8 protein-coding genes are annotated in these 11075 nt (G+C 52.2%); 2 read left to right on the top strand and 6 right to left on the bottom strand.

Annotated features, from left to right (window positions below):
- Positions 1-109: 109 nt before the first annotated feature.
- Together HALA3H3_RS01885 and HALA3H3_RS01880 are read right to left on the bottom strand one after the other, a co-directional pair.
- The gene (locus HALA3H3_RS01885; RefSeq protein ID WP_008957723.1) at positions 110-358 is read right to left on the bottom strand and encodes a hypothetical protein; all 249 of its coding nucleotides are present in this window, start codon (positions 356-358) and stop codon (positions 110-112) included.
- 280 nt (positions 359-638) lie between these two features.
- Entirely contained in the window at positions 639-1367 is a 729-nt protein-coding gene (locus HALA3H3_RS01880) for a response regulator transcription factor (protein ID WP_022520683.1), read from the bottom strand.
- A gap of 165 nt (positions 1368-1532) precedes the next feature.
- On the opposite strand from HALA3H3_RS01880, the gene HALA3H3_RS01875 reads away from it, so the two are divergent.
- Both HALA3H3_RS01875 and HALA3H3_RS01870 read left to right on the top strand, forming a co-directional pair.
- The gene (locus tag HALA3H3_RS01875) at positions 1533-2051 is read left to right on the top strand and encodes a putative pterin-binding protein (RefSeq protein ID WP_022520682.1); all 519 of its coding nucleotides are present in this window, start codon (positions 1533-1535) and stop codon (positions 2049-2051) included.
- Positions 2052-2069: 18 nt separating this feature from the next.
- Complete coding sequence (locus HALA3H3_RS01870; RefSeq protein ID WP_022520681.1) at positions 2070-4313, top strand: ATP-binding protein; 2244 nt, start codon at positions 2070-2072, stop codon at positions 4311-4313.
- Here HALA3H3_RS01870 and HALA3H3_RS01865 read toward each other — a convergent pair.
- The 4 genes from HALA3H3_RS01865 to HALA3H3_RS01850 form a co-directional block, all read right to left on the bottom strand.
- A complete protein-coding gene (locus tag HALA3H3_RS01865) occupies positions 4238-5482 on the bottom strand; it encodes an EAL domain-containing response regulator (RefSeq protein WP_022520680.1) in 1245 nt (414 codons plus the stop codon). The genes HALA3H3_RS01870 and HALA3H3_RS01865 overlap by 76 nt on opposite strands.
- 137 nt (positions 5483-5619) lie before the next feature.
- Entirely contained in the window at positions 5620-7296 is a 1677-nt protein-coding gene (locus HALA3H3_RS01860) for a methyl-accepting chemotaxis protein (protein WP_022520679.1), read from the bottom strand.
- A 165-nt stretch (positions 7297-7461) separates the two neighbouring features.
- Positions 7462-9324, bottom strand: a complete 1863-nt coding sequence (locus tag HALA3H3_RS01855) for an ABC transporter ATP-binding protein (protein WP_039859327.1) — start codon at positions 9322-9324, stop codon at positions 7462-7464.
- A 129-nt stretch (positions 9325-9453) separates the two neighbouring features.
- Positions 9454-11061, bottom strand: a complete 1608-nt coding sequence (locus HALA3H3_RS01850; RefSeq protein ID WP_022520678.1) for a gamma-glutamyltransferase family protein — start codon at positions 11059-11061, stop codon at positions 9454-9456.
- Between the last annotated feature and the right edge of the window lie 14 nt (positions 11062-11075).

Here is an 11075-nt window from a genome sequence, read left to right as displayed (position 1 = left end):
GTGGCAGGGGACCGGTCAGCCATGCTGACCGCCCCTATGCCGATATTGCGCGCCAGGCGTGGCACGCCACTGAAAACGCCCCGGCCACTTCCTGCGACCGGGGCGTTGGCTATGCCAACCTACTCCCACAGTGTGGACATTTTTCGTAGGCATCGCGGGTTTCAGCCTGATGGCGTTGGTTGCGCTGACTTGGTTCCTCTACACCATGAATGGATACCAGCTGGCCCTGCTCCCAGCGTAAACCGATATCTTTTAACAGGTGCGGGTCATGAAAGCGCGGGTCTTCGTAAAAGCGCCGCTGGGTACGATAGTGGGTGAAAGCGCTGAGTAGTTTGCGGGTAATGGTTGCGATTGCCATGGGGTCGGTCTCCTGGGTTAGGAGGCCGGGCAACATCGCGATCAGGGAGTCTCAAAGGTAACGATAAAACAACATGGCCGCGACACTTGCCGCGGCCAATTTCCTCTTTACATCTCTGGCGCGCGACAATAATAAGCTGATACCGCATTATTAATAATGCGATGCAGCTTATTCATTCGTGTCGCGGGGATTTGCCAGCGCATGAGAAGGTCTCTGAAAAAGTTTCGTTAATAAAAAAGAACTGCCCCTTAAAGGGGAGCTCTTATGTTTTAACCGATGCTTATATGAGCGTCAATCTATTTAGCGACTTGTTCAAGGTGGGGGGCTGGCAAGTTTCCATGCGATACCCCGATTGGTAAACGCTACGTAGACGCAGGCCATGCCGACCATCCAGTTCCAGCTTGCGGCGTAGGCGGCTTACGTGGGTGTCAACGGTACGCGTCGAAATATCCCCTTTAATGCCCCACACCAGTTCTAGTAAGTGCGCACGGGTAATTAGCTCACCCATTTTAGAGAAAAACAGCGTGGCTAACCGATATTCACGTTCGGTTAAATCAATGGCGTCGCCCGCCACGCTGATGTAGTGCTCATCGGTATGCAGGGTAAATATCTCGGGACAGGCCGGTGCAGGGCGCGGTGTGGCATAGCCAGAGCGTCTACCTAACGCGCTCACTCTGGCAATCAGCTCACTGGGGCGAAGGGGCTTGGCGAGAAAATCATCGGCGCCTCGCTCCAGGGCTTTTACAACATCGTCTTCGCCCTGGCTGGCGGTAATAAACAGGATTGGCCCACGCCAGCTGTCGTGCTGGCGAAGATGAGCAACCACATCCATGCCGTCGCTGTCGGGCAGGCGCCAATCGATAATGAGCAGGTCAAAGGTGTGCTGCTGCGTCGCACGGCGAAGCTCGCTGGAGCGGCTAAACAGCGAGACTTGGTGTTCTGCCGTTAGTAGACACTGCTCAATAAAGGCCTGCTGATCCAGGTCATCTTCAAGTACGCCAATATGCATAGTGATTCCCCGCATTATCGTCTTATAAGCGCCATATGCGTAATAGCTACAAACTCATACATTAAGCTTAGTTGAGGATGATGCGTTGACACAAAGGTTCACAGTTAACCTTTCACGGCCGATATACAATGCTTGCACTGTAATCGATTCCCATTGAGGTGCAGCATGATACGTCGTCCTATGTTGGTTAAATTCGCGGTTTTCATCGTCGTGGCGGGACTTGCCTCGCTATCGGCCCATGCTATCGCCCTGGAACCACCTAAAGGCGCTGTGATATTGGTGGTCAGCGGTAATGTGGGCCAGGCAAACGTGGGGGATGAGGCTCATTTTGACAAAGCGATGCTAGAAGCCTTGGCGCAGCACGAAACAATTACTCATACGCCCTGGTACGATGGCGCAGTAAGCTTCTCTGGCCCATTGGGGCGAGCTATATTGGAAGCCGCCGGTGCTGAGGGCAGAAGCATGCGTGTAGTGGCACTCAATGAGTATGCGTCGACGATACCCGTCAGCGATTTTGAGAATTATGATGTGATTTTTGCTATGCAGGCGAACGGCCAAGCACTCCGTGTTCGCGATCAGGGGCCGCTATTTGTTATTTACCCCTTTGACCAGCACCCTGAACTTTTGAACGAAGAAATTCTTATGCGCTCGGTGTGGCAGGTGGCGCGCATCGACGTTGAATAAAACAACCGGGTAATTGCCATGCTGGCCTTTCTGAAGTTCTATTTTTCCCGCAGCACCAGGATCGCTACTTTTACAGCGATCCTTTTTTTTCTTTCCGCACTAACCACCGGTGGGGTTATTTATAACCGTCAGCATGCGTTGGAAAATCGTCTGCTCGAAAACTTGCTTTGGGCCGGATATCAGTTTGATCGAGAGGTGCGCGAGTTTCGGTTAACGCTATTGGAAGCAAGATCTGATAATGCCAGCGTTGATGACGTGCTGCTTCGATATGAAATTCTATTTAGTCGACAGTCACTTTTTTTTCAAGGTGAAATCGGTAAAGTCGTGGCTAAACTGGAAGGCGTTGAGGGGGTAACTCGCCATACTGAAGAGCTGGTTCTAGAGATGGAAACGCTGCTTGAACCGCTTTGGGATGACCCTTCTGAATTAACTAGCGCCCTAATCGCTACTCTCTTGGAGAGATCGGAAAGCCTCCAGCAGTTCACTGGCACTATCCTTATTGAAACCAACGCGCATGTCTCCCGTATGCGCAGCGATGAGCGTCGGATATTGACGCAGCTATATGGTCTAGTATTACTGCTCATTACGCTGCTCATGTTGTCTGGGGGCATGCTGGTTCGCGCTCTGATTCTGGAAAGCCGTTCAAGTGATCACAAGGCACAGGCATTAGAAGCCAAGAGTAAAGAACTGAACGAGGCCGCCAAGCAAGCAGAGAAAGCGAGCCTGGCAAAATCTGAGTTTATGGCGGTGATGAGCCATGAAATTAGAACTCCATTAAATGGTGTCGTGGGTATGGCGGATTTGTTAAGCGAGGAGGTTAAAACAACAAGTGCGAAGACTTACCTAGCGGCGCTTAAGCGCAGTGCAGAGAGTCTACGTGCGGTGATCAACGATATTCTCGACTACACCAAAATTGAATCAGGACGCCTAGACCTGGATATCCAGCCGTTTGATCTTCACCAATGCATCGACCAGCTCTGTGAAAGCTACACCCTCCGCGAACCAAAGGCGAAGGTCACCTTTAGTTACGCTATTGACCCGGCGCTGCCCCGTTATGTGATGGGAGACATCGCGCGGCTGCGCCAAGTCATGATGAACTTAATCAATAATGCTTTGAAGTTCACGGAAGAGGGGTTCGTCAAATGCCAGATAAAACCTCTTGGGGACGAAAATATTCTTATGGAGGTACACGATACTGGCTGTGGTATCGCGGAAGCGGATCAAGCACAGCTGTTCTCGGCGTTCTCGCAAGTGGATACCTCAATGGCGCGTCGTCACGAAGGCACAGGGCTTGGGCTCGCAATCTGTAAGCAGTTGGTCGATGCTATGCAGGGTGAGATAGGTGTTAGCAGCCAGCAGGGGCTCGGCAGTCGATTCTGGTTCACCGTCAGTCTACCGGAAACCGAACCTTTGGCCATTTATCAAAGCGGTGAACACCCGCCAGCAGTGCCCTCCCATCACCATATCTTGGTGGTAGAAGATAATCCGCTAAATCAAACGGTGGCACGCGTCATGCTTGAGCGCCTTGGCCAGCAGGTATCGGTTGCAGAGAACGGCCAGGAAGCGCTCGATCAGTTGAAAGCAGACCATGGTCGATTTGATTTGGTGTTAATGGATATGCAGATGCCTAAGCTGGATGGCACGGAAACCACCCAACGCTGGCGCGATTATGAAGCTGTGCATCAACTGCCTAAGTTGCCCATAGTGGCGATGACCGCCAATGTGATGCCTGAGCATCGTGAGCGCTGCATTCAAAGCGGCATGGACGATATGATCCATAAGCCTTTTACCCGTGATGAGTTGCATCAGGTGATCTGCCGCTATCTCTCAAACGACGAAAGCGTTGATTCTGTCAGCATTCGCGCTGCTGCTCCTGTAAAAAAACCTGAATTGCTGGGCGATAGCGCCGGGGCAGTGCAAGTGCTCGATAAGCGTCTTTGCGAAGAGCTGAAAAGTACCTTTGAACCCAAGGCACTGGATGCGCTGCTAACTACGTTTTTAACACGGCTTGATGAGCGTATCGCTCGTCTTAACGCTTATTGGCAGTCTGAGAACCGCCAAGCCTTGGAGCATGAGGCGCATTCATTGAAAGGGGCTGCAGCTTCTCTCGGCTGCTCTGCCATTGCTGAGCAAGCGAGCCAGTTGGAACAAACAGCGTTAGCAGCGTCTATGGATGAGCTGGGCATCTATGTGGAACGATTAACGGTACTGCAAGCCTCGACACAGCGGGCGTTACGGCGAGCAAGCATGCTCTCATTCTGAGCCGTTATTGCAGATTGTGAACGCTCACACATCCAGGCGCTAAAGGCACCCGCGGTGAGTGGCCGAGAAATGAAGTACCCCTGGCCCACCGCGCAACCCGCTTCGACCAACATAGCGTGTTGTGCTGCTGTTTCGATCCCTTCGGCGACTACCGTCAGTCCAAGGCGCTTCCCTAAGTCGATAATCGATTCTGTAATCACCAATGCATCCTGATCCTGGTCGATCAGTGAGACAAAGCTACGATCAATTTTAAGCTCGTTGAAAGGCAGCCGATAGAGCTGCGTAAGTGAAGAGTGGCCGGTGCCAAAATCATCAGAAGCTATTTTGCATCCCCTGTCTCGCAACGCATTAAGCACATGGCTTGCGTAGCTCAAGCACTCCACGCCAACTGTTTCGGTGAGTTCTAAAGTGAGCCGGTTAAGTACAGCTTGGTGCTGCTGGGTGAGCTTATCGAACACTTCAAGCATGCCTTCTTCTTGAATAAAGGCCGCCGTTATATTGATTGAGAGGTTTAAGTTCCACCCTTGGAATAGCCATTGGGCTTGTTGCTGTAGGGCAAGCTCTATGACATACCAAGTGAGCGGGATCATTAGTCCACTCTGCTCTGCCAAGGAGATAAAGCTATCCGGGTAAAGCACTCCTCGCTCAGGGTTTTGCCAGCGAGCCAGCGCTTCAACGCCAATTATCTGGTCTTGTTGAAGGGCGTGCTGAAGATCGACTTGTGGTTGAAAGGCGAGAAACAGCTGTTTTTCACGTATGGCCTTTGCCAAGTCATCGCTTGTAGGTGTTCTGTGGGCTGTTTTTAAGGGTTCAAGGAAGAGCGCAAGATCAGTGAGTAGCTTGGCTTTGGGCAGAAAACCAAGCATATGGAAGCCCATTGCCTTACCTGCTGCAATGGCACTTTCCGCGGTTTCTTGCGAGCAACTGCTGATCAATAGAATTGATGCTTTTAGGTGCAAATCGTGTAGATAATCGAGAATATCCAGGCCCGTAAACTCGCCAAGCCCAAAATCAAGCAGGATGAGCTCGGCATTCAGTAAGGCTGGCTGCCGTGCGAGTTGTCCCAGGCTTCCCGCTGTAACAACCTCATATCCCTGCTGACGCAATAACATCTTACCCAGCAATTGCACATCAAGATCATCATCAATAATTAAAGCATTCGACAGCATAGAGGTTCCTTTGATGACCCATACTCTTAACGATCACTTATCGATTTGTGCGATAGTTTGAAAGGATATTGCTTTAAATCTAAGTGGTTAAATTCCTTGGGCTTATATAAGCCCAAGGAAGCATAGAGACAGTCTGCTTAGAACGACTCCCACTCAGGTTGCTGTGAGCTCGGCATACTACGCGGGGCAGCAGGCGAAGGCGAAGGCTTATTCGTCGTAGTGGCAAGGGCTGGTTTGACAAGGGCAGGTTGCTCACTAGCATTACTGAGCTTGAAGGCGCCCACTAGCACGCCTAACCGGTCAGCTTGCTCCCTTAGCTCCGCCGCCGCAGCGCTGGACTCTTCTACCATGGAGGCATTGTGCTGGGTCATGCTATCCAGCTCGTTGACTGCGTCATTTACTTGACCGATACCTACACTCTGTTCTTTAGCACCAGCACTGATCTCAGCAATCACGTCCGCCACACGCTCGATGCTTTTTACCATCTCCTGCATGGTGGCGCCAGTTTGTTTCACTTGGTCAACGCCCGATTTTGTGCGGCTTAACGAGGTATTGATCAGAGTGGCAATGTTTTTGGAGGCATCACTTGAACGGCTGGCCAATATACGTACCTCTTGGGCAACTACCGCAAAGCCACGGCCATGCTCACCTGCGCGGGCGGCCTCTACAGACGCATTCAGCGCCAGGATATTGGTTTGAAAAGCGATGCTATCAATAAGGTTGACGATGCTGCTGATTTCAGAGGAAGAGTCGTTAATCGTATCCATTGTCTGCTCAACACTGTGCATGGAGTGCAAACCCTGTTGAGCGAGATCCCGGGTTGAAAGTGCCAGCTGGTCAGCTTGCTGGGCAGAATCAGAGGCGTTGTTGACCACTGCTGCGATTTGCTCCATCGAAGCAGAGGTTTGCTGTAAATTCGCAGCTGCTTGCTCAGTACGTGCCGCAAGCTCCTGACTGCCTTTGGCAATTTCAGTAGATGCATGCTGCAGGCTAACGGTACTGCTGCTAACTGACTGAAGCGTATCGTCAATGCGTTTAATAAAGGCATTGAACTGTTGTGCCAATTCACCAATTTCATCACGGCGTTGGCTCTCAATCCGCGCGGTTAAATCGCCATCTCCTTCGGTGATCTCCTTAATACGTCCACTGATTTGGCGGATAGCCCGAGACATCATTAGCGGCCCTAGTAGCGCAATAAGCGTTGCCGCAATAAAGATGATTAAAGCAACAATAATAGTGGATGTTTGCTGCACTTGGATTCTATCTACCACCGCTGCTTCTGCTTGATAAGTGGCTGTCTCAATATTTATTCCCGATACATCATATATGTCACGTAGTGCATTAAAGTCGTCTAATGATGAGCCGGATAGCATCGTTAATGCTGCTGCAGTATTGCCGTTTTGGTGCAGCTCAAAAACACGTGTTGCCTCTTGTTTCCAATCGCTATACAGCGTTTCAAAGTTAGCTAGTTGCTTGGTTAGCTCTGGGTAGTTCTGCATTAGTTCGGCGTAGAGCCCCATGCGGTCATAAGCCTGCTGAGCATTCTCTTCAAACTCGGCGATTAACGCTGTTGCTCGCTCGGAGCTGGGGTCAGATAACAGATACTCAATCTCAGCAACGCGTGCTTGATAAAGGTCACGGTCGCCGTTGAGTGTGGCTGAAGTCGCCGGAATATAGTTGGTGATAAACGTATCTAAACGGCTTTTTACCATATTAACCAGCAGTGCATCGGCTACCACAATAACCAGTAATGCTAACGCAACGCTGATAAAGGCAAGAGCATACTTAACTTTTATCTGATGAAGACGGTTCATATGTGCCACTCCTGTAGTGTCAAACCATGAGAGCACATTACCTTTAAAGTATTAGAAAGGTCGATAGCTTTGTAACGCTTGTGACGTTTGTTCACGTTCGAGGTTTTAATTAGCGTGGTAAGAGTTTAAACATAATTATAATAAGAATTATTAATATTTTAGTGGCTATTTATAACCCGCTGCCTGGAGTTGAAACAGTTTCGCATAGCGGCCTGCAGTGGCCAGGAGTTCTTCATGGGTGCCGCGTTCAACGATATGCCCTTGATCAATAACCAGAATGAGATCAGCGCTGCGTACTGTGGAAAAACGATGAGAGATCAATATCGCCATTTTATCGCGGCTGTGCTCGCGAAAGCGGGCAAATATTTCGGCTTCTGCGGCAGCATCCATGGCAGCGGTAGGTTCATCCAGTACCAAAATGTCCGCGTTTTCGCGCATATACGCTCGGGAGAGGGCAATTTTCTGCCACTGGCCACCAGAGAGCTCTTGGCCATTTTTAAACCAGCGACCCAGCTGGGTTTTGTAGCCGTTGGCCATGCGGGTAATAAACTCATCCGCCATACCGTGACGAGCGGCGTTCTGCCACCTTTCTTGGTCGTTAAAGGCATGCGTATCGCCGACACCAAGGTTTTCGCCCACCTGCAACTGATAGCGCACGAAGTCCTGAAAAATCACCCCGGTGCGTTCACGTAGTGCTTGGGTACTCCAATCCCGCAGGTCGCTACCATCTAACAGAATTCGGCCTTGGGTTGGGTGGTAGAGCCGCGTGAGCAGCTTGATAAGGGTCGTCTTACCCGAGCCGTTTTCGCCTACCAAAGCCAGGCTCTGCCCAGGGCAGAGGTGCAGTGAGATATCGTGAAGAACCGGATCTTGGAGAACAGAGTCGCCGCCAGGGTAGGAGAAGCTAACGTGCTCAAAGCGCAGCCCGTCACCGGGCAGTGCTCCCTGAGTGAGTGTACCGCTCTCTCCCTCCACTGGCTGCTCAAGATACTCATAAAGATTGGAGAGGTAGAGGTTATCCTCGTACATGCCGCTGATCGCGGTGAGGCTTGCGGAGAGCGCGGCCTGACCCTGCTTGAAGACCATCAGGTACATGGTCATCTGACCCAGGGTCAGCGCCCCGGCAATCGTTTCAATCACCACCCAGGCGTAGGCGGCGTAAAAGGTTAAGGTGCCAAGCAGGCCGAGCAGAAACCCCCAGCTTTCACGACGCAAAGTTAGGCGGCGATCCTCTGCAAACAATTTGGTAAAAATGTCGCGATAGCGCTTGAGAAACAGCCCTTCAAGGCCAAACAGTTTGACCTCTTTAATGCTGTCTTCCCTTGCCAGCACCGTCTCTAAATAGATCTGCATACGGGTTTGCGGCGAGCGCCAGCGAAACAGCCTGAAAGCATCGCCCGAGAATTTGGCCTCTGAGATAAATACCGGCAAGGCGCCTGCTACCAAAATCAGCAGCGCCCAAGGGGAGAACTGCACCAGTAGCACGCCGAAGCTACCCAGCGAGATAGCGTTTTGCAGCAGCCCAAAGGTTTTATTCACCAGTGCAAGCGGGCGCGTAGATGCTTCACGGCGCGCTCGCGTGAGCTGGTCGTAAAGCTCTGAATCTTCAAACTGGCTAAGTGACAGTTGTCCCGCTTTCTCCAGAATCATCACATTGACCTTCTGCCCCAGCAGCGCACGCAGCAGTGACTGTTGGGCTGAGAGGCCGCGCTGGGCCAGGGCAATGAGCGCAATAATCACGGCTTCGATCCCCACCAGCGTTAGCACCGGTGTGATGGACGCTAGTAGATTGGGGTCAGTGGCTGCTTGATGGGCCTCCATGGCACTTACCACCCCATCCACAATCAATTGACCCACCCAGGCCGCCACGGCAGGCAGAACCCCTGCGACCAGCGTGCACAGCGCCAGCCCAAGCATCATCCAGCGAGAGGTTTCCCAGACTAAGCCAAGTGCACGTCGGCTATAGCGAAATACGCCAAAAAAGCCGCTTAGTGGTGAGGAAGTCGATTCAGAAGGTGGTGGAGACATAGTTAGGCTGGCAAAAAGTACCGACGAAAAAAAGAGTGCCATGATGCGGTGGTTGAGCGTGGATAGCCAGCTCAGCCGCCGGTTGCCTTCAACGGCAACACGGCGGAGACCCAGTTTAGTGGTGAGATGTTACCAGGGGAGCACAGCCCCATCGGTGCGTGGCTCGGTACCCCCTTGGAGTACGCCGGTGTCAGGATCGCGCAGAATGATTTGGCCACGGCCAAAGCTGATTGAATCGGCGACTTTAACGATGTCGTGGCCGCGGCGTGCCAGGGCAAGCGCTAAGTGATTGGGGAAGTCGGCTTCAACTTCGATGGTTTTGCCTTTGGTCCATTTCCAACGTGGCATATCGAGCGCTGCCTGAGGATTCAGTTGATCCTCAAGCATCGCCGTTACCACCTGCACATGGCCCTGGGGCTGCATATAGCCACCCATCACACCGAACGGCCCAACGGCTTGGTTATCTTTGGTGATAAAGCCTGGGATGATGGTGTGGTAGGTGCGCTTGCCGGGGGCTAGTGCATTAGGGTGCTGCGGGTCGAGGGAGAACGACCAGCCACGGTTTTGCAGGCTAATGCCGGTGCCCGGTACCACCATGCCAGAACCAAAGCCTTTGAAGTTGCTTTGAATCAGCGACACCATATTGCCATCGTTATCAGCCGTGGCGAGATACACTGTTCCGCCCTTGATCGGATTGCCGTGTATAGGGTCGACGGCTTGCTCGCCAATCATTGCTGCTCGCGACTTCAAATAGTCGTCGTCCAGCATCTGATCAATGGTAGGTCGCATAGCATCAAGGTCGGTAACATGCGCGAAGCCATCGACGTAAGCCAGTTTGGTGGCTTCAATACGACGGTGCAGTGTTTCGACCGGATCTCGCCCTTCTTCGCCCAACCGCTCAAGCATACCCAGCGCTTGCAGGACAATTATGCCGCTGCCGTTAGGGGGTATTTCCCAAATATCGTGGCCTTTGTAGCGCACGCTAATAGGGTCTACCCACTCTGGCTGGTAAGCCGCTAGGTCTTCTTTGCGTAATAAGCCACCATGTTCGCGGGAAAAGGCATCAATGGCCTCGGACAGGTCGCCCTCATAGAATGCTTTGGCGCGGGTGTCAGCAATCGCTTTTAGGCTTTTAGCATGGCCTTCAGAGCGCCACAGTTCACCGGGCTTCGGCGCATGCCCTTTGGGAGCAAACGTATCAAACCATGGTTTGAAGGAGGCCTCATCGTAAGCCGAGTAGGTGTTGAAAGCTTCTTTCCACATTTGATGAATGACGGGAGAAACCGGGAATCCTTCATCGGCCAGTGAAATCGCAGGCGCCAGCAACTCTGCGAAAGGCAGTTTGCCAAAACGCTCTGAAAGTGCCGCCCAGGCAGCCGGGGCCCCGGGCACGGTGACAGGTAGCATGCCATGGTTGGGCATCGTATCGTGTCCGAGGGCCTTTAGCGCTTCAATGGTTGCCGCTTGTGGAGCAGGGCCACTGGCGTTGAGGCCATGCAGTTTGCCGTCGACCCAGACAATGGCAAAGGCATCGCTGCCGATTCCATTCGAGGTGGGTTCCACCACCGTTAATGCGGCTGCCGTGGCAATGGCTGCATCAATCGCATTACCACCTTGCTGCAAAATGCTAATACCTACCTGCGCTGCTAGCGGTTGTGAGGTGGCGACCATGCCACGTTTACCGAACGTTGCCATCCGGCGCGAGGCGCTGGGGTAATAGAGAGCATCATGTTGCATACCAGTGTCCTTTT

The organism is Halomonas sp. A3H3 (assembly GCF_000982975.1).
In the GTDB taxonomy this organism is placed as follows: domain Bacteria; phylum Pseudomonadota; class Gammaproteobacteria; order Pseudomonadales; family Halomonadaceae; genus Vreelandella; species Vreelandella titanicae.
The sequence above is the reverse complement of the archived record's forward strand: the minus strand, read 5'-3'. Positions and strand labels throughout refer to the sequence as shown.